Origin of the sequence: Bradyrhizobium sp. McL0615 (genome assembly GCF_049993905.1) — a bacterium.
In the GTDB taxonomy this organism is placed as follows: Bacteria; Pseudomonadota; Alphaproteobacteria; order Rhizobiales; family Xanthobacteraceae; genus Bradyrhizobium.
On record NZ_CP188254.1, the window covers coordinates 4,473,796 to 4,493,829 of the forward strand.

The 20,034-nt window shown below is 63.1% G+C and carries 28 protein-coding genes; 13 read left to right on the forward strand and 15 right to left on the reverse strand.

Annotated elements, in window-relative coordinates; translation table 11 throughout:
* Positions 1-20 precede the first annotated feature (20 nt).
* A complete protein-coding gene (locus ACPPVP_RS21085) occupies positions 21-1,190 on the forward strand; it encodes an ABC transporter substrate-binding protein (RefSeq protein ID WP_426524014.1) in 1,170 nt (389 codons plus the stop codon).
* Positions 1,191-1,198: 8 nt separating this feature from the next.
* Here ACPPVP_RS21085 and ACPPVP_RS21090 read toward each other — a convergent pair whose 3' ends face one another.
* Positions 1,199-1,981: a cobalamin-binding protein gene (locus ACPPVP_RS21090; protein ID WP_426537977.1), complete on the reverse strand. Its 783-nt coding sequence runs from the start codon at positions 1,979-1,981 to the stop codon at positions 1,199-1,201.
* Between the two features lie 124 nt (positions 1,982-2,105).
* Between ACPPVP_RS21090 and ACPPVP_RS21095 the strand changes: the two genes are divergently transcribed.
* A complete protein-coding gene (locus ACPPVP_RS21095; RefSeq protein ID WP_426524015.1) occupies positions 2,106-2,504 on the forward strand; it encodes a PaaI family thioesterase in 399 nt (132 codons plus the stop codon).
* Positions 2,505-2,506: 2 nt separating this feature from the next.
* Here ACPPVP_RS21095 and ACPPVP_RS21100 read toward each other — a convergent pair whose 3' ends face one another.
* The 3 genes from ACPPVP_RS21100 to ACPPVP_RS21110 form a co-directional block, all read right to left on the reverse strand.
* Complete coding sequence (locus ACPPVP_RS21100; protein ID WP_426524017.1) at positions 2,507-3,556, reverse strand: phenylacetaldoxime dehydratase family protein; 1,050 nt, start codon at positions 3,554-3,556, stop codon at positions 2,507-2,509.
* Positions 3,557-3,586: 30 nt separating this feature from the next.
* Positions 3,587-4,600: a carbon-nitrogen hydrolase family protein gene (locus tag ACPPVP_RS21105; protein ID WP_426524019.1), complete on the reverse strand. Its 1,014-nt coding sequence runs from the start codon at positions 4,598-4,600 to the stop codon at positions 3,587-3,589.
* A 164-nt stretch (positions 4,601-4,764) separates the two neighbouring features.
* Positions 4,765-5,718: a helix-turn-helix domain-containing protein gene (locus ACPPVP_RS21110; protein ID WP_426524021.1), complete on the reverse strand. Its 954-nt coding sequence runs from the start codon at positions 5,716-5,718 to the stop codon at positions 4,765-4,767.
* A gap of 261 nt (positions 5,719-5,979) precedes the next feature.
* Here ACPPVP_RS21110 and ACPPVP_RS21115 point away from each other — a divergent pair, with 261 nt between their 5' ends.
* Positions 5,980-6,600: a GNAT family N-acetyltransferase gene (locus tag ACPPVP_RS21115; protein WP_426524023.1), complete on the forward strand. Its 621-nt coding sequence runs from the start codon at positions 5,980-5,982 to the stop codon at positions 6,598-6,600.
* A gap of 163 nt (positions 6,601-6,763) precedes the next feature.
* On the opposite strand, the gene ACPPVP_RS21120 is transcribed toward ACPPVP_RS21115, so the two are convergent.
* From ACPPVP_RS21120 to ACPPVP_RS21130, 3 genes are all read right to left on the reverse strand, one after another.
* The gene (locus ACPPVP_RS21120) at positions 6,764-7,066 is read right to left on the reverse strand and encodes a hypothetical protein (RefSeq protein WP_426524025.1); all 303 of its coding nucleotides are present in this window, start codon (positions 7,064-7,066) and stop codon (positions 6,764-6,766) included.
* A gap of 87 nt (positions 7,067-7,153) precedes the next feature.
* Positions 7,154-7,453 carry a putative quinol monooxygenase gene (locus ACPPVP_RS21125; protein ID WP_426524027.1) on the reverse strand — a complete coding sequence of 100 codons (300 nt, stop codon included), beginning with the start codon at positions 7,451-7,453 and terminating at the stop codon, positions 7,154-7,156.
* Positions 7,454-7,480: 27 nt separating this feature from the next.
* Entirely contained in the window at positions 7,481-8,167 is a 687-nt protein-coding gene (locus ACPPVP_RS21130) for a DUF2161 domain-containing phosphodiesterase (RefSeq protein ID WP_426524029.1), read from the reverse strand.
* A 193-nt stretch (positions 8,168-8,360) separates the two neighbouring features.
* Between ACPPVP_RS21130 and ACPPVP_RS21135 the strand changes: the two genes are divergently transcribed.
* Complete coding sequence (locus ACPPVP_RS21135; protein ID WP_426524030.1) at positions 8,361-9,071, forward strand: GrlR family regulatory protein; 711 nt, start codon at positions 8,361-8,363, stop codon at positions 9,069-9,071.
* A gap of 39 nt (positions 9,072-9,110) precedes the next feature.
* On the opposite strand, the gene ACPPVP_RS21140 is transcribed toward ACPPVP_RS21135, so the two are convergent.
* The 3 genes from ACPPVP_RS21140 to ACPPVP_RS21150 are packed head-to-tail and all read right to left on the reverse strand — an operon-like array spanning position 9,111 to position 10,373.
* The gene (locus ACPPVP_RS21140) at positions 9,111-9,392 is read right to left on the reverse strand and encodes a hypothetical protein (protein ID WP_426524032.1); all 282 of its coding nucleotides are present in this window, start codon (positions 9,390-9,392) and stop codon (positions 9,111-9,113) included.
* A 35-nt stretch (positions 9,393-9,427) separates the two neighbouring features.
* Positions 9,428-9,637, reverse strand: a complete 210-nt coding sequence (locus ACPPVP_RS21145; RefSeq protein WP_426524034.1) for a hypothetical protein — start codon at positions 9,635-9,637, stop codon at positions 9,428-9,430.
* 55 nt (positions 9,638-9,692) lie between these two features.
* Complete coding sequence (locus tag ACPPVP_RS21150; protein ID WP_426524036.1) at positions 9,693-10,373, reverse strand: SDR family oxidoreductase; 681 nt, start codon at positions 10,371-10,373, stop codon at positions 9,693-9,695.
* Between the two features lie 260 nt (positions 10,374-10,633).
* On the opposite strand from ACPPVP_RS21150, the gene ACPPVP_RS21155 reads away from it, so the two are divergent.
* Both ACPPVP_RS21155 and ACPPVP_RS21160 read left to right on the forward strand, forming a co-directional pair.
* Positions 10,634-10,834 (forward strand): hypothetical protein, encoded by a 201-nt coding sequence (locus tag ACPPVP_RS21155; RefSeq protein ID WP_057839937.1) that lies wholly within the window; start codon positions 10,634-10,636, stop codon positions 10,832-10,834.
* Positions 10,835-10,913: 79 nt separating this feature from the next.
* Positions 10,914-11,609, forward strand: coding sequence for a hypothetical protein (locus ACPPVP_RS21160; RefSeq protein WP_426524038.1), 696 nt, complete (start codon positions 10,914-10,916; stop codon positions 11,607-11,609).
* 1 nt (position 11,610) lies between these two features.
* Here the strand turns inward: ACPPVP_RS21160 and ACPPVP_RS21165 are convergent, their stop codons facing one another.
* The gene (locus tag ACPPVP_RS21165; protein WP_426524040.1) at positions 11,611-12,357 is read right to left on the reverse strand and encodes a tyrosine-protein phosphatase; all 747 of its coding nucleotides are present in this window, start codon (positions 12,355-12,357) and stop codon (positions 11,611-11,613) included.
* 92 nt (positions 12,358-12,449) lie between these two features.
* On the opposite strand from ACPPVP_RS21165, the gene ACPPVP_RS21170 reads away from it, so the two are divergent.
* A complete protein-coding gene (locus tag ACPPVP_RS21170; protein WP_426524042.1) occupies positions 12,450-12,767 on the forward strand; it encodes an MliC family protein in 318 nt (105 codons plus the stop codon).
* A gap of 93 nt (positions 12,768-12,860) precedes the next feature.
* Here ACPPVP_RS21170 and ACPPVP_RS21175 read toward each other — a convergent pair whose 3' ends face one another.
* Positions 12,861-13,058: a DUF2735 domain-containing protein gene (locus tag ACPPVP_RS21175; protein ID WP_426524044.1), complete on the reverse strand. Its 198-nt coding sequence runs from the start codon at positions 13,056-13,058 to the stop codon at positions 12,861-12,863.
* A gap of 570 nt (positions 13,059-13,628) precedes the next feature.
* Between ACPPVP_RS21175 and ACPPVP_RS21180 the strand changes: the two genes are divergently transcribed.
* The 4 genes from ACPPVP_RS21180 (at position 13,629) to ACPPVP_RS21195 (ending at position 17,120) form a co-directional block, all read left to right on the forward strand.
* Positions 13,629-14,666: a glutamine synthetase beta-grasp domain-containing protein gene (locus ACPPVP_RS21180; protein WP_426524046.1), complete on the forward strand. Its 1,038-nt coding sequence runs from the start codon at positions 13,629-13,631 to the stop codon at positions 14,664-14,666.
* 200 nt (positions 14,667-14,866) lie between these two features.
* A complete protein-coding gene (locus tag ACPPVP_RS21185; protein ID WP_426524048.1) occupies positions 14,867-15,571 on the forward strand; it encodes a GrlR family regulatory protein in 705 nt (234 codons plus the stop codon).
* A 6-nt stretch (positions 15,572-15,577) separates the two neighbouring features.
* Positions 15,578-16,264, forward strand: a complete 687-nt coding sequence (locus tag ACPPVP_RS21190) for a substrate-binding domain-containing protein (RefSeq protein ID WP_426524050.1) — start codon at positions 15,578-15,580, stop codon at positions 16,262-16,264.
* A 31-nt stretch (positions 16,265-16,295) separates the two neighbouring features.
* Positions 16,296-17,120: a tetratricopeptide repeat protein gene (locus tag ACPPVP_RS21195; RefSeq protein ID WP_426537979.1), complete on the forward strand. Its 825-nt coding sequence runs from the start codon at positions 16,296-16,298 to the stop codon at positions 17,118-17,120.
* A 13-nt stretch (positions 17,121-17,133) separates the two neighbouring features.
* Here the strand turns inward: ACPPVP_RS21195 and ACPPVP_RS21200 are convergent, their stop codons facing one another.
* Complete coding sequence (locus tag ACPPVP_RS21200) at positions 17,134-17,577, reverse strand: DMT family transporter (protein ID WP_426524052.1); 444 nt, start codon at positions 17,575-17,577, stop codon at positions 17,134-17,136.
* Between the two features lie 140 nt (positions 17,578-17,717).
* Here ACPPVP_RS21200 and ACPPVP_RS21205 point away from each other — a divergent pair, with 140 nt between their 5' ends.
* Both ACPPVP_RS21205 and ACPPVP_RS21210 read left to right on the forward strand, forming a co-directional pair.
* Positions 17,718-17,867, forward strand: a complete 150-nt coding sequence (locus ACPPVP_RS21205) for a hypothetical protein (RefSeq protein ID WP_426524054.1) — start codon at positions 17,718-17,720, stop codon at positions 17,865-17,867.
* A gap of 83 nt (positions 17,868-17,950) precedes the next feature.
* The gene (locus ACPPVP_RS21210) at positions 17,951-18,655 is read left to right on the forward strand and encodes a GrlR family regulatory protein (protein WP_426524055.1); all 705 of its coding nucleotides are present in this window, start codon (positions 17,951-17,953) and stop codon (positions 18,653-18,655) included.
* 51 nt (positions 18,656-18,706) lie between these two features.
* Here ACPPVP_RS21210 and ACPPVP_RS21215 read toward each other — a convergent pair whose 3' ends face one another.
* On the reverse strand, positions 18,707-18,898 hold the full coding sequence (locus tag ACPPVP_RS21215) for a hypothetical protein (protein ID WP_426524057.1): 192 nt from the start codon (positions 18,896-18,898) through the stop codon (positions 18,707-18,709).
* Positions 18,899-18,903: 5 nt separating this feature from the next.
* On the reverse strand, positions 18,904-20,007 hold the full coding sequence (locus ACPPVP_RS21220; RefSeq protein ID WP_426524059.1) for a PepSY-associated TM helix domain-containing protein: 1,104 nt from the start codon (positions 20,005-20,007) through the stop codon (positions 18,904-18,906).
* Positions 20,008-20,034: the final 27 nt, after the last annotated feature.

The window sequence follows — 20,034 nt, forward strand, 5'->3', positions numbered from 1 at the left end:
ACTCTGCCGGAGAACGCGCCATGCGAAAGCAAATTCTGGCCTGTCTGCTCACAGCCTTCGGTCTTGGATGGGGGCCTTCCGCGGCATCAGGTCAGGAGACTGTCAGGATCGGTTTGATCGTGCCGCTGACCGGCGGTCAGGCCTCGACCGGCAAGCAGCTTGATAACGCCGTCAAGCTCTATATGCGACAGCACGGCGACGTCGTTGCCGGCAAGAAGATCGAGGTGATCGTCAGGGATGATGGTGCAATCCCTGACAACACCAAGCGCATCGCCCAGGAATTGATCGTCAACGACAAGGTCCAGATCATCGCCGGCTTTGGCATCACGCCGGCCGCGCTGGCGGCGGCGCCGCTGGCGACGCAGGCCAAAATTCCGGAGATCGTGATGCTGGCCGGCGCTTCGATCGTGACGGAACGGTCGCCCTATATCGTCCGCACAAGTTTCACGCTGGCGCAGTCCGCCGTCATCATCGGCGACTGGGCGGCAAAGAACGGCATCAGGAAGGTCGCGACATTGACCTCCGATTATGCTCCCGGGAACGACGCACTGCAGTTCTTCAAGGCGCGCTTCACCGCGGCCGGCGGTGAAATCGTCGAAGAGGTCAAGGTGCCCTTGATGAATCCCGATTTTGCGCCGTTCCTCCAGCGAATGAAGGATGCGAAACCCGACGCGATGTTCGTGTTCGTGCCCGGCGGCCAGGGCGGCAATTTCATGAAGCAGTATTCCGAGCGCGGCCTCGACAAGAGCGGCATCAGGATCATCGGTCCCGGCGACGTCATGGATGACGACCTGCTCAACGACATGGGAGATGCCGCGCTGGGCACCGTCACCGCGCACATGTACTCGGCGGCCCATCCTTCGCCTGTCAACGAGCGGTTTGTCACGGGCTATCGGAAGGCCTTCAACTCACGTCCGGGCTTTGTCGCGGTTGGCGGCTATGACGGCATTCATCTCGTTTACGAGGCGCTGAAGAAGACCGGGGGCAAGACGGACGGCGACCTGCTGATCGCGGCGATGAAGGGAATGGCCTGGGAAAGTCCGCGCGGGCCGATCTCGATCGACCCCGAAACACGCGATATCGTTCAGAACATCTACATCCGCAAGGTCGAGAGGGTGAAAGGCGAGCTTTACAATGTCGAGTTCGAAACCTTCAAGGACGTCAAAGACGCGGGCAAGTCGCAGAAATAGCCTGGGTGTCAACGCGCCCACAACGCCTTCACGATCGCGTCGAGCCCATCGGTCAGCGCCGCCGGACCCGGCTGCAAAATCAACGGCGACTTGATCTCCACAATTCGGTCGTTACGCACCGCAGGGATATCGCTCCATCCCGGACGCTGCCGGATGCGGTGGGGCACCACCTTCTTGCCGCACCAGGACGCGAGGATCACGTCGGGGGCGGCTTCGCGCACCACATCGGGTGCAATGATCCGGTCCTTCGCGGCCTGCTGAAGCCGCAATTTCGGTAGCGCGTCCTCGCCGCCGGCGATCTCGATCAGTTCGGACACCCAGCCGATGCCTGAGATCAGCGGATCGTCCCATTCCTCAAAATAGACCTTTGGCCTGGGGGAGGGGCGAGGCGTGGCCGCGATACGCGCGAGACGTTCTTCGAGGCCCTTCGCGAGTTGATCGGCGCGCTCCGACGCCCCCACGAGGGCGCCGAGCGTGCGGATCATCGCAAAGATGCCGGCGATGTCTCGCTGGTTGAAGACGTGGATGGCGACGCCGGCGCGTACCAGATCGGCGACGATTCCGGCCTGCAGGTCGGAGAAAGCCAGCACGAGATCGGGCTCGAGCGCCAGAATCTTCGGAATGTCCGCGGAGATGAAGGCGGAAACCCGCGGCTTCTCGCGGCGGACCTGCGGCGGCCGCACCGCATAGCCGGAGACGCCGACGATGCGGTCCTGCTCGCCGAGCAGATACAACGTCTCGACGGTCTCTTCGGTGAGGCAAACGATCCGGCAGGGTGGGAACTGGCGCATGGCGACGGTATGCCGAATTCCGGACCGCATGTCACGGCAACCATTACCTCGGAGGTCATTGCCTGATTTACCAGCCCCGTCCATTCTGTCTGGGAAATCGCTTGAAAGAAAAGCCGGAGGACAAATGACGCCGCTCGAGAAGATCCAGTCGATGAAGATGCCGTTTGCCGAACTGAAGGGGGTAACCTTCACGGAAGCCGGCATGGATCGGGTGGTGGCCAAGATGCTGGTGCGACCGGATCTCTGCACGCTGCGGAACACGATTCACGGCGGTGCGGTGATGGCATTCGCGGATTCGGTCGGTGCTGCCGCCACCGTCATCAACCTGCCCGCGGACGCCAAGGGCACCACCACGATCGAGAGCAAGACCAATTTCATCGGCGGCGCAAAGGAAGGCTCGACCGTGATCGCCACCGCGACCCCGGTGCATCGGGGGCGCCGCACCCAGGTCTGGCAGACGCGGCTGGAGACCGAGGACGGCAAGCTGGTCGCGGTCGTGACCCAGACGCAGATGGTGCTGTAGCGTCAGGCCGCTTCCACCGTCTGCACGGCGTTCAGCATCCCGGTTTGCGGATGACAATCCACATATTCGAAAAGCTGCTCGTCGGCGCGGGCGACGGTGACTTCGTGGTAGAGCCGCAGTTTTGCGGCTGGCCCGAGCGTCGACAGATATTTCATGGCGGCGCCGAAAATCTTCACATGAGTCGGATGCGATTCAGCCCAGCGTTCGAGCGCCGACAGGCTTTTCCACCAACTCATGCCGTAGGACTTTTCGGTCGTCGCGCCGTCGGGGCCGACGACGGTCATGTAGCGGTTGGCGTAGCAGCCGATCGAACGTCCCTGGTCGCGCAGGAAATCCATGCCCTCGCGCAGCACCGGCTCGACATCGCCGAGGTACATTTTGCGTTCGGACGCTTCGGTGTCGCCCCAATCCTGGCCCGACCGGATCAGGCAGAGATTGTCATGCGGGATGATGCGGATGCGCGCGCCGTCGCGGATCGCGCGCGCAGCGCCTGAAGGCGCCATCTCGCTGGTCTGGGACAAAGGGATACGGTCGCGCATGCCGCCCCAATAGGCGTGCTCCAAAACCTCGCCACTCATGTCGTCGGCGAGCACTGCGATGCCTTCGGGCCTTCCGAGCGATGAGAACAAGGTCTCATAGCCTTCCACAGAGGGGTAGAGCGCCTCGATGAAGGTCCCGAACCCGTTGTTGGTCCGCTGCTCGCCGGTCCAGCGCTCGCGCGCGGCCGGAAACCAGCGATCGAATGTTTGCCGGTCGTCCCAGTAGGCCACCGTGACGATGTTGGTGAATCCGGCCTCGTCGACACAGCTCGCGCGGTCCCAATGCGTTGGGCCATCTGCCGCAGTGAAATCCGAAGCGAGCTGCGCCAACGTCTGTTCCGCGGCGGTCGGCGGCGCGCCGCGGGATTGGAGGCCGAAATAGGCCATCGCCACCCGCGTCACGCTTGGCTTGTGCCGCGCCACAAAAGACGGGTAGGGCGGCGCATAATCGTCACCGACCCGGCGGTGGCGCGTGCGTGCCGTTTGCAGATGCTCGGGGATCGCGGATTCCATCGGCCTGCTCCTTGTCCGAATTGAAACGCGTCAGGCCTGCAGCCTGATTTCGCTCATGACCTCGGCATCGACGGGAAGCGAGAAATGCTCGACGCGGTTGGCGCGCGTGGTGTTGAGCAACAGCCGCGTGACGTCGGGCCGCGAATAGTGCCCGGCCGGATCGGCGGCGTTCTTTGCCACCCCGATCATGCCGAGATCGATATCGGCATACAGAATGCCTTCCTGGTCGGGCGGCAGCTTTTCGGCCAACGGACTGCCGTCCGGCCCGTAGATCACGGCGTGACCGCCGCCGGCATGCAGGAAGGCGTGTTTTTCGGGGGAGTCGCAGAGCTCGTCGATCATCGCCGGCGAAACGACCGCACAGGGACCGAGGAAGAAGCACGAGCCTTCGACCGCATAGACCTTGCTGGCGGCGTTGTTGACCTCATGGCCGAGCGCGTGCGCGAACGGGTCGTACAGCGAAAAGCTCGGCCAGGCGCCGACATGCACCTGTTCGTTCTGGGCGTACATCGCGAATTTCGACAGCGGCTGCAGGTGCTCCCAGCAGCACAGCGCGCCGAGCCGTCCGACATCGGCGCGATCGTGGACCGCGAGGTCGCTGCCGTCGCCTTCGCCGAACACGGTGCGTTCGGCATGGGTCGGGCGCAGCTTCCGCCGTTTGGCGATGGTCTCGCCGTCGGGGCCGATCAGCCATTGCGCGATATAAAGACTGCCGCCGTCGCGTTCGGACAGCCCGAGCACGGCGGTCAATTTGGCGCGCTTGACGGCGTTGCGGATCTTTTCGGCTTGCGGGCTATTGAAGGCGAGCGAATTGTCGAAATAGCGCTGCACAAAGCCGCGGCCGATCGCCCAGGCCGGCGCGCCCAGCCAGATCTGCCACGGATATCCGGGAATGAAGGTTTCGGGAAACGCGATCAGCTTGGCGCCTTTCGCCGAAGCTTCGTCGATCAGTGCGATGGTCTTGTCGACGGTGGCATCGAGATCGAGAAAAACCGGCGCCGCCTGAACCACCGCCACCTTGTATTTCTGATGAACCAGACCCATGGCACCATTCCTTTCGCGTTGGCGACCGACACTCGCTGGGTCGCAAGCCTACAGCCATGGCAACGCGCGCCGCTTGTCCGCAGCGGAACGAAAACTTGTCTTAACGCGCAATGGACGCCGGATGCCTGCGGCGTGGCAGAAAGCGGGGTGCCGGTTGGACGGCGTTATTGGCGCGGGTGCTCGCGCCATTCGCGCGGCGAGACGCCGAACCGCTGCTTGAAGATACGGCTGAAATGGGCAAGGTCGTTAAAGCCCCAGGCGAAGGCGATCTCGCCGATGTGGCGGGCCTGGTTGGCGGGGTCGGCAAGATCGCGCTTGCAGCGCTCCAGCCGTTGCGTCTGGACGTAGCCACGGAACGAGGTCTGTTCGGCCGCCATCAGATCGCTGGCGTAACGCGGCGAGATTCCGGTCGCCGACGCCGCGCGCGGCAGCGACAATTCGGGATCGGCGAGATGCGTCAGGATATGATTCTTGAGACGATAGAGCAGCGCCGAGCGGTGGACCGACTGGTCCGGCAGGCGCGCATGCAGCTTGTCGGCCAGCGTCATCGCGAGCAGGTCGAGCGCCTGGTCGAGCAGGCGGCTTGCGGCCGCGGGATCGATTTGCTCGATCGTCCGGCTCACATTGCGCGCGAAATCATAGGTCAGCCGTTCGAGCGGACGATCGCCTGCAAACGTGGTCGCGGTCAAACCATCGAACGAGCCGACGCGCTGTTGCAGCAGCTTGCGGGGCATCTGGAAGATGGTCTGCGAAAAGTTGTTGTCGAAACGCAGTTCGTAGGGGCGGGTGGTATCGTAAATGACGAATTGTCCCGCGGAGACGATCGCCTCGCGGCCGTCCTGGAAGACGCCGTTCACGCCGTGGTTGCCCAGCGCCATCAGCACGTAATCTTCGCTGGCGCGGGCTATACGCGACGGGGTGCGGAATACCCGCTGCGCGGTGGAATCGACCTGCGTGAGCGCGACGGATCCGATTCTGGCTTGCGACACCGCGCCCCAGAACGCGCCGCGCATGTCCGATTTGCAGTCGAGGCCAACGAAAGTGTCGCAGACGATGTCCTGCCACACCGCAAGCCGGCGCGCCGGAAGGCACGAACTCGTGTCGAGCACGACAGCCACGACGGACCTCCACGAACCATCCGAATGTGTCGTTCAAAGCCTGGTTCGTTCAGAAATAAGCAATCCCCATGCCCAGTTTGCGCCGGGCGGCCAACCTTAACAATTGGTTAATAAAGGTGCCGTTAAGCCTCTGCAATTGCTGCCATTATTTGAGGCAGTATACGGATAATCCGGGCTTGAATTTCATGTTGCGATGCACAATATTGGTGGTCTAGGGATTCGACGCCTCCTCGAGGGCTTCTCTCAGAGGAGTTTTAAGACATGTACCTCACCCATATTGCGGCCGCGCTAGCCAACTCCAGCGTGCGCACGCTGAGCCAGCAGGAAGAATTGCCGCTGTTGCGCGATCACCTGCTGCGGCTCGACCGCAACAGCCGCCGCGACCGTTTCCATGGCTTCATGGACGACAGCTTCATCGAGCGCTACGCCGAGAAATGCGCCAGTGACGGCACGACCATCATCGCCTTCTTTGAAAACGGCGTGGTTCGGGGCGCGGCGGAGCTGCATCCGCCGGACCAGTCACCGGATTCGCTTCCCGAAATCGCTTTCAGCGTCGAAGCGTCGGTGCGTCGGCGCGGTGTCGGCAGCATCCTCTTCCGCAAGCTGATCACAGAGGCGCGCGCCAAAAGCTACAAGAGCCTGCGGATCACCACCGGTTCGCAGAATGAGGCGATGCGGGCGCTGGCCAACAAGTTCGGCGCGCAGCTCCTGTTCCGCCACGGCGAATCGACCGGCACCATCGACCTGACGAAACAGGATCAGACGGAGCTTGCGCCCACCTGGGCGGACACGACGCTGAACGCCGCGCGCACGGTCGCCAATATGAACCGTGTCTATTGGCGGATGTTGCTTCGGATGTACGGCTTTGGCCGCGCCGCCTGAGCGGCGAGTTCAAACAGGGCCATTCGCTGACGCCTGATCCAGCGAACTGCCAGAAAACTTTAGAGCCCGGTTCTGACTGAATCAGAACCGGGCTCTGGTCTTTTGTTTGATGCGTTTTCTTGATGCGAATCGGTATCCGTTTCACTCAAAAACGCTACGGGCGTCAGGTGCCGGTGCGCTTGTCGTTGCCGAATCGCCTGATGACGCGGCGCTCGACCACGACGGCGCGCTGGGCGCCTTGCTCGCCCGCGATGATGCGGGTCGCCGATCGCGCCACCGCGCGGCCGGTCTTCTTCACCTCAGCCAGCACTTCCTCGAAAGGCAGGCCCATCAGCGCGGCGGCGATCTCCGCCTGCTGCTGCTGATCGTCGGTGATCCCGACCGCGGCGAAGATTGCCTCCTCCAGCGTCGGCGGATCCCGCCGGACGCGGCGTGTGCCGTATTTCGTGTTCCAGTCTTCGCTCATGGGGCCTCGCAATATCATTGCGGAGATACCTAGGTGCCCTTATGTTGCATTGCAATACGAATTTCGCATGGCAATACAGCCATGCACCTACAATTTCTCCAGCCTGGTAGTCTCATACAGTTCGATGGTGGTGGCGCTCTCGGCAAGCGCCTGCAGCGAGCGCACGAAATCGCGCGAGGCGGGAACGGCAAAATGCGCCAGCAGGGCGGCGCGATCGGCCCATTGCTCGAAAAACACCAGCCGCAGCGGATTCTCGCAATCGACATGGACCGCGTGGGAAATGCAGCCGGGCTCGGTGCGCGAGCGGCGGACATGCTCGAGGCTCAGTTTCCGCACCTCGTCAAAACTATCCGCGCGCGCGGTCACGCTGCCGGTCACCACGATCATGTCGTCCTCCCGTTTTTGTCGCAGCTCTCATGCCGCGGAATTGCCGGTGGCGCCGAGGTCCAGCGGCTGCTGCGGCCAGCGTTTCAACGCGGCATGTCCGGCATCGGTCAGCAAATAAATGCCGCGCTCGGCGCGGTCGAACCAGCCATAGACATTATGCAGCAGGATTTTTCCAGCGTCGGGAATTTCGGTTCGCAAATCCTTCACACGTCGCGGCCCGCCTGACAGCGCCGAGGCGCAGGCCAGCGCCTGTTGCCGATAGGCCGTCATGATCGGCGCGCGCGTCGAGCCGCCCATCGCCGGATCGCCCTTGCGCTTCTGATGCTCGGCGACCAGCCGCGAGCGCTTTTTTGGATTGCGGCGAGGAGTTGCCGTCGCAGGCTGGACGATCACCTCGACATCGCCAGTATTGGTGACCGCCAGCATGCCGAAACCGAGCCGGCGGCAGAGATTGCGATAGCGTACGTCGCTCTCGCGGCCCTTGCCGCGGGCGGATAATCTGGCGGCGAGCCAGACCTCGTCGGCGGCGCCGGCGCGATCCACCGCCTGCAGGATCAGTTCCAGGTTGAAGGAAAGCTTCAGCTCGCCGATCACCACGATCGGCGGATCGTCGCCGCTCAACGCCACCAGATCGCAGCCGCCAATCTCACCCTTGACGGTGAAGCCGAGCTTTTCGAGGAAGCGTTTGACGGGAAGATAAAGCGCGGTTTCCAAGATTTGCTCCGGCGGCGCATGCAAGCCGCGACTCAATGTCCTGACTCTAGCCGAATTCGGGCAAAGCGTTTGATCGGAAGGCGCGGCAGCGGCTATTGTCGGCGCGGGGACAAGGCCAACGGCAATTGAGGGAACCTCGCGATCGATCGTTCGCGGGGCACTGATGTTTGCCGATTCCCGGAGCAGACAGGGCGTGCAAGGATTGTATAAATTCCGCTTCACCGCGGAGCGCGGGGAAGGTTCCGGCGTGATGTTCGCCACCGCCGGCGGCAGGCTCTATGGCGGCGATACCGGCTCGTCATTCGTCGGCCATTTCAGCGAGGCCGATGGCGTCATCTCCGCCGAATGCATGATGTCGCGCCACTACCACGATCCCGGCTTTGTCCCGATGTTCGATATCGACAACATCGCGTTGAATTACACTGGCGTGCGCCGCGGAGAGGAAATTCATTTCGAAGGCGGCAGCGTGGCGTTGCCGGGAGTCCGGTTCAATACCGTGCTTACACCGATCAACGACGCCGATGCGCCCCCGCCCGGCGTGGTCGGCGCGGACGGGATCGGCAACGGGCTCTACTCCATCCACATCCGCATGCTCGACGGCATCGATGCCGGCAACAGCGGCGTCATGCTGCTGCATGACGGACGCATCAGGGGCGGCGACGCGTTTTTCGATTACATCGGGGCCTACACGGCGGCGAACGGCAGATGGAAGGGCGAACTCGTCAACCGCGAGCATACACAGGCAAAGGGCGATCGGCCGCTGTTCGGCGGCCATGAGGTCGGCATCGGCTTTTCCGGAACGTATGACAGCGAGGGCGCGGTAGGCGAAGCAACCGCGCTCGCCGGCAAGCGCAGCATCCGCTTCAAGGCAGTGCTGCGAAAGCTGGTGGAGGTTGAGGGTTAGCCAATCAAACGATCGTAATCGGGCGCCTCGTAATTGGGATTAGTATTCCGGCGGAAGCGGCGGCTTCGGTGGGTTTAACATCTTGCTCAGCTCGCCCGAGAAAACGAGACAGATAGCCATCAACGCGCCCGAGACGATCATCGTCCATTTCAAACGCCGACCAAATTCCGCGTCCTTCGGTGAAATGTAGACTACGATGCCTTTCACCTCGTGAGGGATTGTGCGCCCGATCTCAGGCTGCGGGAATTTGGACCATCCCACATAGCTCATTTCAAGAAGAGCCCACCACCAAAAACCGATGGCCAGCACGAAGGCGGACACTTGCCCGATCCGATAGAAGACCCCCCGATGTGTCGTCATTTTGATCCCGCCTTGAGGACCGTTCTTGCGCGATATGCTGCAATAGCTTCCTCCGCAACGGCGTCGAGTTGGCGGCTTTGGGCATCCCGCTCAATGGCCGCATCGAAGCTTTCGGCGTCGAACGCCTCAAACCACTCGCGAAACCGTGCCAGTTCCCAAGCAGGGAATTGCGTAATGGCTTCTTGGATGTCCTCAACGGTTGTCATTGCTAAATTATAACACTGCTGGGCGAAGTGAAAAGGTGTAAGCCTCGTCGCGCTTCTAAACCCTCCCGTTCACCGGCAGCAGCGCGCCGGTGACGGCGCTGGCGGCGTCGCTGGCGAGGAACAGGATCACGTCGGCCAATTCCTTCGGTGTCACCCATTTGGCGAAATCGGCTTTCGGCATGCTGGCGCGGTTGGCTGCGGTGTCGATGGTCGACGGCAGCACGGCGTTGACCGTGATCTTGCCCTTGAGTTCGGTGGCGAGCGCCTCGGTGAGGCGGTGCACGCCGGCCTTCGAGGCGGCGTAGGCGCCCATGCCACTGCCCGCCTGCAGCGCGCCCATCGCGCCGACATTGACGATGCGGCCGGCGCCCGACGAGACGAGATGCGGGATCGCCGCGCGCGATGCGTTCAGCGCGGTCATGACGTTGAGCGCGTACATCCGTTGCCAGGTTTTGGGATCGCCGTCCGCCACGGTCTCGAAGGCGAAGCCTCCGGCGATATTGATCAGCGCATCGATCTTGCCGAAATGCGACGCCGCGGCGTCGATGGCTTTCCTGGCTTGGGCCGCATCGGTGAGGTCGACGCCGCCGAGTTCAAACAGATCGGCCGTAGCCGGGACCTGTGTCGGAGCATGGTCGACGCTCGCAATTCGTGCGCCGCGCGTGAGCGCCTCCTCGACGACCACGCGGCCGAGTGCACCGAGAGCCCCCGTTACGACAATGACCTGTCCGTTCATGATGGGCCTCCGCCAGCGGGGAATAGGTGGGCACCTTATCAGGTGTTGTTCGATCGTATGGCGGCGATTTCTGTGTGAACGGCCTGTCCCGGAACCCAAATTGCCGCGACCCGCTGCTCGGCGGAGCCGCCGACGCCACGTACGACTACGGGAGGCGGCCGAATGGGGCGGAATCGATAAAATTTGCCGGAGTTCTGTAAGCCGTTTTCAGAATCCGTTCGGTACAACCCGGCTACCAACAAAAGGCAGGGGGACTTCTCATGGGTTTGCCGGATCATGGTTTACCGCTTGTTCAGCTTAAGGAGCAGCGGCGCGATCTCGTCGTCGCGTTGCAAAATCGCAGCGGTCCGGTATCGAGCTGGGAATTGATGCAGATCGCGGCGATCCAGCAGGCGATCTCGGCGTTCGAGGACGTCATCGCCGATCTCGACGCCGAAATGGAAATGGAAGCGGCGGCCTGAGCCGATCGCGCTGACGTTCCGGACCGCCCAAGGCTTGTTTTTGGGTGCTTTACTCGCGCATAGCGGGTAAGATCGCGGCATGCACCGCGCTCGGGCATTTCCAATCGTTCTCATCGCACTCTATGCGCTGCAGGCGGCTGCCGTGCATGCGCAGGCCTGCGTTGCCGATCAACATGGCGGCCTCGTCTGCGGCGAGGGGAAGGCCGCGATGCGTGTCGTTGCCGACACCACTTCGCCATCGAAGGAATACGCATTCGCCTGGCGCAGCGATCAGGGCCTGCCGTCAGGCCGCGATCAGCCGCCATCCGGCGTCGAAAATCTCCTGATCCGCGTCGGTGACGGCGCCGTGCTTGCCAAGCTTGGCGGCACCTATTGGGAGACCGGCGAAATACGCGCGAACCGTTACGATCTGCTCGCGGCCTGGTCGTCCGACAGCCAAGCCGTCATCGAGGTCGCGAACAGCCGCTGGGACAGCGATTCCTTTGCCTATTACCGGATCGATGGTGCAACGGCGACCAAGCTTGATCTGCGCGCGCTGGTCGTGCCCGTCATGACGGCGAGGCTGCCGCCGCGAAACCGCCAGGGCAATTCATTTCGTGTGCGTGAGGATCTGCCGGTGACGCTCGATGCGCGCGGCCGCCTAAGCTTTACCGCGATGCTCTATGTTCCCAAGGGCGAAACCAGCAACGACTACAAGGTGCGGGTCAACATCAGGACGCAAGGCGGCAAGCCGTCCGCGCTGGTCGTGTCAGTGCGGCGGGTGAAGTCGGACTAAATCAGCGCTGAAGATAGCGCGCTTCGAGATCGGCGCGTTCGGCCTTGCCGAGACCGAGGCCGTCGCGGAGATAGCTTTCGAGATCGCCGTAGTCGGCGTCGATCGCCTCGAAGGCGGCGGCGAGGAACGATGCCTGCACTGAAGCCAGCACCTGTTTGATCTCGTCGGGCAGGTCGGTGCTGTGGTTGGGATCCCTGCGGTAGAAGCGGTTGGTCAGGAGATAGTCTTCCGAGATGATGTCGTCGGGAACGCCGAGTGTATGCAGGATCAGCGCGCAGGCAAAACCGGTGCGGTCCTTGCCGGCGGTGCAGTGGATCACCAGCGGTGCGCTGTCTTCCAGCAGATGCGCGAACAGCGTGCGGTAACGTTGCGTGTTGTTCTGCACATAGCCGCTGTAGGAGCCGCGCATCACCTCGACGGCGTGGTCCGTCGACAGCGGCGTGCCGGCGGCCGCGATGGCGCGTAGCGCCGCGACGACAGTGGGTTCGACCGGCAGCGAATGGACTGATATTTCCGCCATACCGCACAGCGCGGCGGCGCGCTCCTCGGCGCCGCGAAAGTCGAACGCGCTGCGGACGCCGAGCTCCCGCAGCACCGAGACATCATCGTCGGTGAGATGGCCGAGATGGTTGGAGCGGAAGATCTGCCGCCAGCGCACGGTCCGGCCGTCACGCGTGGGATAGCCGCCGAGATCGCGGAAATTGCTGGCGCCAGAGAGATTGAGATGGCGGGCGGGGGAGGCTGACATTGGCTGGTTCGTATGATCTTGAGTGGCGGGCGGGGGAAGGGCATGTCGTCCGCTTCCGTCTCGTCTATACTGAACCCTGCAGGGGGCCAAACATGAATTGTCGCAGGAATACGATTTTTGCCGCCGCGCTATGCGCCGCGGCGATGGCAACCGCACCGTCGGCCGCGTTCGCGCAGTCGAGTTTCCGGAACTACCGCTGCGCCGATGGGGCGCAATTCATTGTCGGGTTTTTCCAGTATGATTCCCGCGCCCATCTGCAGCTCGACGGCAAGGCTCTGACACTGCCCAAGCGCGTGGCGCTGTCGGGATCGCGCTATCAGGGGAAGGGCGTCACCTTGCGGATCACCAAGGCCGGGGTCACGACGCTCAAGCATGCCAGGCGGCCGGTCACCACATGCGAGCAGACATGAAAAAGGGCCGAAACGGCGTTGTTCCGACCCTTTTTTAGTTCACCGTCCGCGCCCCATTGAGCGGGCGCGTCCCTGTCAAACACCTCCCGGACATCAGTGGTCACGCCCGTTCTTTTCGTCCTCGATGGCGGCCGCGTGGTACCAGCTGTCGCTGCAATCTCCGAGGTTGGCCGGCGGAGCGGCAAACTCGGCCTTGGCCTCGCCATAGCGACGCCCCCCGAGCGCCGCGCGGCCCCCGGTCGGGAATTGGTAGATCCTTGCGGACCCTTGATTCACACCTGTATTCATCATGTCAGTCTCTCCTTGCGCCGAAGCAACAGCCTCCATGGTGCGCCCGACTCGTTTTGTAGTGGTTACATAAGTCGATATTGTCGGTGCTTCGAGCGGGGGCAAGGTGACCAAGAGCGCGCCACTATCTGTCTAATTCGTGGGCATTCTTGGCGTTGCTTCCTGCAAGGCAGAGGGCGGATGACCAACGCATAAGCCGGCCGGATGGTTGCCCGGTTAGGTCGGCGTCCTCCACGGATGCCTCGAAGGGGTGCCGCAGCTTTAAGCGCGGCGCGACCTGGAAGCGGAAGTGCCGGAGAAATGGGCTGGATTCGGACAGCAGACCTGCCACTGCGCCGCCGGATTTGCAGGTCTGCCGCGCTCCTATGTCGCAGCTTTTATTTTCGCCTGCGGCCAAGTCGCCCTGTGGATAGCTTATCCCGCAGTGCAGCGATTGGCACGTTAAATGCTTAGTAACGCGTGGCCTGACGTGGCCGGGTACACGTATGCGGAGACCTCCAGGGGGCTGGGCGTCAAAATCCAGATTTCAAGGGTTCGGTTTTCCGCATTCCACAGCAACTCAAGAGAGGCTCAATGACCAAGTACAAGCTCGAGTATATTTGGCTCGACGGCTATACGCCGACGCCGAGTCTGCGCGGCAAAACGCAGATCAAGGAATTCGACAAGTTTCCGACGCTGGAACAGCTGCCGCTGTGGGGCTTTGACGGCTCGTCGACCATGCAGGCCGAAGGCCACAGCTCCGATTGCGTGCTGAAGCCGGTCGCGGTCTATCCGGACGCCGCGCGGGAAAACGGCGCGCTGGTGATGTGCGAAGTCATGATGCCCGACGGCAAGACCCCGCACGCCTCGAACAAGCGCGCAACGATCCTCGACGACGAAGGCGCCTGGTTCGGCTTCGAGCAGGAATACTTCTTCTACAAGGACGGCCGTCCGCTCGGCTTCCCGTCTGACGGTTATCCGGCGCCGCAGGGCCCGTACTACACCGGCGTCGGCTACTCGAACGTCGGTAGCGTCGCCCGCAAGATCGTCGAGGAGCACCTCAACCTCTGCCTCGCCGCTGGCATCAACCACGAAGGCATCAACGCCGAGGTGGCGAAGGGCCAGTGGGAATTCCAGATTTTCGGCAAGGGCTCCAAGAAGGCCGCTGACGAAATGTGGATGGCGCGCTACCTGATGCTGCGTCTCACCGAATCTTACGGCATCGACATCGAGTTCCACTGCAAGCCGCTCGGCGACACTGACTGGAACGGCTCCGGCATGCACGCCAACTTCTCGACCAAGTTCATGCGCGAAGTCGGCGGCAAGGAGTACTTCGAGCAGCTGATGGCGGCCTTTGACAAGAATCTCATGGACCACATTGCCGTCTACGGGCCGGATAACGACAAGCGCCTGACCGGCAAGCACGAGACTGCTCCCTGGAACAAGTTCAGCTACGGCATTGCCGACCGCGGCGCCTCGATCCGCGTTCCGCACTCCTTCGCCAACAACGGATACAAGGGCTATCTGGAAGACCGCCGTCCGAATTCGCAGGGCGACCCATACCAGATCGCTTCCCAGATCCTGAAGACCATCGCGGAAGTCCCGACCGGCGCCAAGGCGGCCGCGGCCTAAGGGGCTGACGACGATATGACCCCGGGGACGCCCCGGGGGCAGCAAAGCTGATCCGCCAAGGTAAAACCGCCTCGGCGGATCATTGCGTTTTGATGACACGGCGTCTTGATGAGATTGATTCAAATACGCCGGTTCAAGACCGTTTCCCTTCGTTGTGAACCGCGCTAGACAACCGCCGTGCGCTTGCCGGGGACGCGGCATTGTTTGAGGGATTTTACAAAGTCAGGTTCCAGCTTGGCGCTGCGGTCGGCCGCAGCGTCATGTACGCGCGCGACGGCAGGATGCTGGGTGGCAATTCGGCCTTTGCCCATATCGGCACCTACGAAAAGCACGATGACGGCGTCGACATCGTGATCCAGACCGTCCGCCATAACCCGGACCCGAATTACCGAGCGATGGCCGGCACTGACGATGCCACCCTGCTGGCAAAGGGCAGGGCGGACGGAAACCTCTACCGCTTTGAAGGCGGCCTGAGGGAACTGCCGGGCGTGGCGTTCCACTCGGTGATGACGCCGATCGAGCAGGACGCGGTGCCGATCGCCGGTGGTGTCGGCGAAGGGGGCGTCGCCAATGGCCTCTATTCCATTCACATCCGCATGCTTGATGGTGTCGAGGGTGGCCTGACCGGCGTGATGCTGCTCAATGACGGCCGCATCCTGGGCGGCGACGCCTCGTTCTATTATCTCGGCACCTACACCTCGGAGAAAGGCCGCTGGAAAGGCCAGATCCTGAATCAGGAGCACACGCCGTCCATGGGGGAGAACCCCATCTTTGGCGGCCATGAAGTCGGCATCGGCTTTTCCGGCACCTGCGACGAGGAGGGCGCGATGCTTGAGGCAACCGCGCTCGCCGGCAAGCGCAGCCTTCGCATGACCGCAGTGCTGAAGCTGATGCACCGGGTGTAGCCGCCGATGAGCGATGCCATCCGCGTGCTCTCGACGCTGGCGCTGAAGGGCGCCGTCGGCAGCCTGGCCAGCCAGTATCAGGCGACTGGCGGCGCCCGCATCGACGCCGATTTCGCTCCGACATTGGCGCTGCTGCAGCGGTTGCGCTCAGGCGAAGCCGCCGACGTCGTAATCCTGACCCGCGAGGGGCTGGACGAGGTCGCGCGCGAGGGGCGGGTGGCCGCTGAAAGCTGTGTGGATCTGGCCCGCTCCTGGGTTGGCATCGCCGTGAAAGCCGGCGCGGCCCATCCGGACATATCAACCGAGGCCGCATTGCGCACAGCCTTGCTCGGCGCGCGCTCGGTGGCCTATTCGCGGCTCGGCGCCAGCGGCATCCTGTTTGCAAAACTGATCGAGCGGCTCGGCATCGCCTCAGATATCAACGCCCGCGCGGTGATCATTCCGCAGGGCTTTACCGCCGAGAAGCTGGTGACTGGCGAGGCCGATCTCGCCGTCCAGCAGATCAGTGAGTTGAAGCAGGTCGCTGGCATCGAGGTGGTTGGGCCCATTCCATACCAATTGCAAACACCCGCCGTGTTTTCCGCGGGACGAATGGCGGCGACGAAGAAGCCGGCCGAGGCGGACCGGTTGCTGCGGTTTCTTGCGTCGCCCGAGGTCGCGCCGGCGTTGCGCGAGAGCGGGCTTGAACCTTGAATTTATCGGCATGCCGACGCAACCTGCGCTGATGAAGAGGGCGCTCCAAGGTCTGTTGATCGCCGCCGCCGCTGCTGCCTTGGGGCAGTGCCCGGCCTACGCGCAATCGGCCGACCTCGTGCTGTGCGACCGTGTTGCGGCCGATCCGGCCGATCCCGACAAGCCGGCCGACGCCAAGGGCGTGGCCGATATCGCGGCCTCTGACGTCGCCACCGCGATCAAGTTCTGCAAGAACGCCGCGAATTCGTCGCGCCGGGCGATGTACCAGCTCGGACGGGCCTATGCCGCCAACCGGCAGTTGCCGGAAGCGATGGCGGCCTGGCGCAAGGCGGCCGACAAGGGCTCGAGCTCGGCCATGGTCGAACTCGGCGTGCTCTACGGGACCGGCGCGGGCGTCGCGCGCGATGAGGCGCAGGCCCGCAAACTGTTCGAGCGCGCGGCTCAGGCCGGTAATCCGCGCGGCGTCAGCAACCTCGCCGCCCTCGGCGGCGGAGCATCATCCGATCCGGCGCGAGCCCGTGAACTGCTGTCCAAGGCCGCCGAGAGCAATTCCGAGGCGCAGTATCAACTCGGCATGATGCTGGCCGAAGGCAATGGCGGGGCCAGGGACGACGCTGCCGCCCGCGCACTGTTCGAGAAGGCGGCGGCGCAAAATCATCCCGGCGCGCTGGAGCGGATGGGCGCGTTCGCGCAGGAAGGCCGCGGTGGACCGAAGGATTCCGACGCCGCCAAAGCCTATTACCAGCGCGCCGCCGCACTTGGCGATGAGGATGCGAAGAAGGCGCTGGAGCGGCTGCGCTGTCCCTACGCGATCAAGGACAAGCGCGGCAACGTGGTGACGAATTTGTGCTTCTGAGACGTCCGAACGATCACTCCCTGATCAAAACGACGCCGGCAATCAGCAGCACTGCGCCTGCGAGCCGCGCGGCGCCGATCGGATGCGGCGTCAAGCCTAACGCGCCGAAATGATCCAGCGTCACCGCGGCGAGCACCTGGCCGGCGATGACAAGCGCGAACAGCGTCGCTGCGCCGAGCGAGGGCAACAGCAGGATCGCCAGCAGGATGAAGGCGGCCCCGAACACGCCGCCGGACCATGCGTACCATGGCACATCGACGACAGTCTTCCACGACGGCACCCGCTCGCGGAGCGCGATCACCGCAACGATCATGGTGATGAGGCCGCCGGCATAGCTGACCAGCCCCGCCCAGGCTGGCGAGGCCAGCGCCGTACGTAGGCTGCCATTGAGCATCTGTTGGGTGACCACACTGACGCCGGCGCCAAGTGCGAGGAGGTAGAGGAAGAAATGTTGCATCGAGGTCCCCATTCATTCCGCGCCGGTAGAGCGATCCGGCATCGCAAGCCCTTGAAGACAACGCGAATAGCCGGCCCGGAACAAGAGACCCCGCGGCGCAATTATTGCGGACGGGGGCTCGTCAAAAGCGGTGATTTTCCATGATCCGAAAATTGCAATCGAGCGAATACCGGCTGTATTCCCGCAAAATCAACCCGAAAACCGGCAAACGCCGCAACCTCGGAACCTTCAAATCACGCGCTGCGGCGGAGAAGCACGAGCGCGCCGTGCAGTATTTCAAACGGCATTGAACCTGCGCCAAAACGCGGCTGGTTCCGCCCTTCCGGCGGTGCTATGCCCCCGCGAGATAATTCGATAGCGCGGGACACCTTCGTTGCTGAACGGGCTCTACAAGGTCGAGTATGGCGTGAACGACGCGTTCGGCCGCAGCATCATGTGCATGCACGATGGCAAGCTGCTGGGCGGCAATTCCGCCTTTGCCCATCTCGGCAGCTATCAGGAGAGCGACGGGGAAATTCTCGGCGAGGTCATCACCCAGCGCCACAATGACGATCCCTATTACATGCCGCTGATGGACACCGACATCGCCGCCATCAGCGTGCGGGGCAGGCTGCAAGGCAACAGGATCCGTTTTGAAGGCAACGCCGCGCCGCGGCCCGGAGCCCTGTTCTGGGCCGAGCTGACGCGGCTCGACGACGAGGGATTGCCGCCGGTCGGCACCGTCGGGCAGGGCGGCATTATCAACGGGCTCTATTCCATCCAGCTTCGCGCGCTTGACGGCGTCAAGGCCGGCTTGTCGGGTGTCATGCTGCTGCTGGACGGCCGCATCCTCGGCGGCGACGCTTTCTTCTATTACCTTGGCGCCTACGCCTCGGCCGATGGCCGCTGGAAAGGCGAGATCCTCAACCAGGAGCACACGCCGGCGAAGGGCGAAAACCCCGTGTTCGGCGGCCATGAGGTCGGCATCGGCTTCACCGGCACCTGCGACGGGGCCGGCGCTGAACTCGAAGCCGTTGCGCTGGCGGGCAAGCGCAGCCTGCGGCTGGCCGCCACGCTGAAGCTGATGCGGCCGGCCTAAGCCATAGCGTTTTCAAGCGAAGTGGATACCGGTTCGCGTGAAGAAAACGCTCTAGCCGCGCTTGCGCCGCGTGAAACACCACGCGGTGATGGCGACGGGCGCGCCGAGGGCGAGCCAGGAAAAATAGCGGCCCGCGCCTTCGGAGAGCAGCGCCGTCAATAGTCCCGCGACCGACAGCACACCGAACAGGAGGGGGCCGCCATACACGGTGCGCCAATTGCCGCTGGATCTCGATTTACGCACGGCAGTCATTCGGATGGCTGCAATAAGGGCCGCCCTGCGATGGCGTGGCTGCGGTGCTTGCGGTGTTTGACGATCCACAGATAGAACCCGCTGCCGATGACGACGATGGTCATGATATCGAGCAGCGCCCAGATGATCTTCAGCGGCATGCCGCCATAGTCGCCGAAATGCAGCGGCTGCGAGACCAAGAGCGCCTTGAGATAGACAGGAAGGTCGCGCGCATCGGACACTTCGCCGGTTTCGCCGTCCAGCAGCACCGGCTTGAGCAGCCGCGACGTCAGCGGCGTGTGGCCCCGCATGAAGACCGCGAAATGATGCGAGCTCGTGAACGGCGTGCCTGGAAAGGCGACGAACGAGACATTCATGTTGGGTGCGATCTTTCGCGCGTTCTCGAGCGTTGCGTCGAGCGAGGCCAGGTGCACCGGCGGCGGCTTGCCGGCATAGGGCTTGACCATGTCAGCGAGTTCGTTGGCTTTCCACTGGCTCAGCATCACCTCGGCGAGTGTGTTGATGACGCCGGTGGCGCCGACCACCAGCGCCCATGCGATGGTGATGGCGCCCAAGAAATTGTGCCAGTCAAACCAGGCAATACGGCGCGACTTGTCCCTCAGCGTGCCAAAGCTCAGGCGGCGCGTGAACGGCCAGTACAGCACCACGCCGGAGACGATGGCGATCAGGAACAAAAATCCCATCGCGCCGAGGAACAGCTTGCCGGGTTGGCCCGCGAACATGTCGACATGGAGTTTCAGGAATATCAGCATCGGGCCGCCGCCGACCGAGCCGAGCGGCTTGGCGGTGTTGGCATCGTACGCCCTGAGCGTTGCCGCGTCCGGATCGCCATCCACCTTGCTGTTGGTGAAAGCGATCACCGTGTTCGGTTCGTCCTTGTCCCACAGGATGTACTGCAGGATGCGGCCGGGATCGTTCGCAAGCGCGGTGCGGGCGATTTCGTCGATGCTCCGCTTCACCGCGCCCGGCTGCGCGGTCTCAGGCTTCGGGTCGTAGCCGAGCAGCTCGTCGATCTCATGATGGAAGATCAGCGGCAGGCCGGTGACGCACAACAGCAGCAGGAACAGCGTCGATATCAGGCTGCTCCAGGTGTGAACCACCGACCAGATGCGAACGGTTCTGGCTTT

What these genes read in the sequence shown, in the direction of transcription:
- ACPPVP_RS21085 (WP_426524014.1), top strand. Translation starts at nt 21, where the DNA reads ATGCGAAAGCAAATTCTGGCCTGTCTGCTCACAGCCTTCGGTCTTGGA.
- ACPPVP_RS21090 (WP_426537977.1), bottom strand. Translation starts at nt 1,981, where the DNA reads ATGCGCCAGTTCCCACCCTGCCGGATCGTTTGCCTCACCGAAGAGACC.
- ACPPVP_RS21095 (WP_426524015.1), top strand. Translation starts at nt 2,106, where the DNA reads ATGACGCCGCTCGAGAAGATCCAGTCGATGAAGATGCCGTTTGCCGAA.
- ACPPVP_RS21100 (WP_426524017.1), bottom strand. Translation starts at nt 3,556, where the DNA reads ATGGAATCCGCGATCCCCGAGCATCTGCAAACGGCACGCACGCGCCAC.
- ACPPVP_RS21105 (WP_426524019.1), bottom strand. Translation starts at nt 4,600, where the DNA reads ATGGGTCTGGTTCATCAGAAATACAAGGTGGCGGTGGTTCAGGCGGCG.
- ACPPVP_RS21115 (WP_426524023.1), top strand. Translation starts at nt 5,980, where the DNA reads ATGTACCTCACCCATATTGCGGCCGCGCTAGCCAACTCCAGCGTGCGC.
- ACPPVP_RS21120 (WP_426524025.1), bottom strand. Translation starts at nt 7,066, where the DNA reads ATGAGCGAAGACTGGAACACGAAATACGGCACACGCCGCGTCCGGCGG.
- ACPPVP_RS21125 (WP_426524027.1), bottom strand. Translation starts at nt 7,453, where the DNA reads ATGATCGTGGTGACCGGCAGCGTGACCGCGCGCGCGGATAGTTTTGAC.
- ACPPVP_RS21145 (WP_426524034.1), bottom strand. Translation starts at nt 9,637, where the DNA reads ATGACAACCGTTGAGGACATCCAAGAAGCCATTACGCAATTCCCTGCT.
- ACPPVP_RS21150 (WP_426524036.1), bottom strand. Translation starts at nt 10,373, where the DNA reads ATGAACGGACAGGTCATTGTCGTAACGGGGGCTCTCGGTGCACTCGGC.
- ACPPVP_RS21155 (WP_057839937.1), top strand. Translation starts at nt 10,634, where the DNA reads ATGGGTTTGCCGGATCATGGTTTACCGCTTGTTCAGCTTAAGGAGCAG.
- ACPPVP_RS21160 (WP_426524038.1), top strand. Translation starts at nt 10,914, where the DNA reads ATGCACCGCGCTCGGGCATTTCCAATCGTTCTCATCGCACTCTATGCG.
- ACPPVP_RS21165 (WP_426524040.1), bottom strand. Translation starts at nt 12,357, where the DNA reads ATGTCAGCCTCCCCCGCCCGCCATCTCAATCTCTCTGGCGCCAGCAAT.
- ACPPVP_RS21170 (WP_426524042.1), top strand. Translation starts at nt 12,450, where the DNA reads ATGAATTGTCGCAGGAATACGATTTTTGCCGCCGCGCTATGCGCCGCG.
- ACPPVP_RS21175 (WP_426524044.1), bottom strand. Translation starts at nt 13,058, where the DNA reads ATGATGAATACAGGTGTGAATCAAGGGTCCGCAAGGATCTACCAATTC.
- ACPPVP_RS21180 (WP_426524046.1), top strand. Translation starts at nt 13,629, where the DNA reads ATGACCAAGTACAAGCTCGAGTATATTTGGCTCGACGGCTATACGCCG.
- ACPPVP_RS21190 (WP_426524050.1), top strand. Translation starts at nt 15,578, where the DNA reads ATGAGCGATGCCATCCGCGTGCTCTCGACGCTGGCGCTGAAGGGCGCC.
- ACPPVP_RS21195 (WP_426537979.1), top strand. Translation starts at nt 16,296, where the DNA reads ATGAAGAGGGCGCTCCAAGGTCTGTTGATCGCCGCCGCCGCTGCTGCC.
- ACPPVP_RS21200 (WP_426524052.1), bottom strand. Translation starts at nt 17,577, where the DNA reads ATGCAACATTTCTTCCTCTACCTCCTCGCACTTGGCGCCGGCGTCAGT.
- ACPPVP_RS21205 (WP_426524054.1), top strand. Translation starts at nt 17,718, where the DNA reads ATGATCCGAAAATTGCAATCGAGCGAATACCGGCTGTATTCCCGCAAA.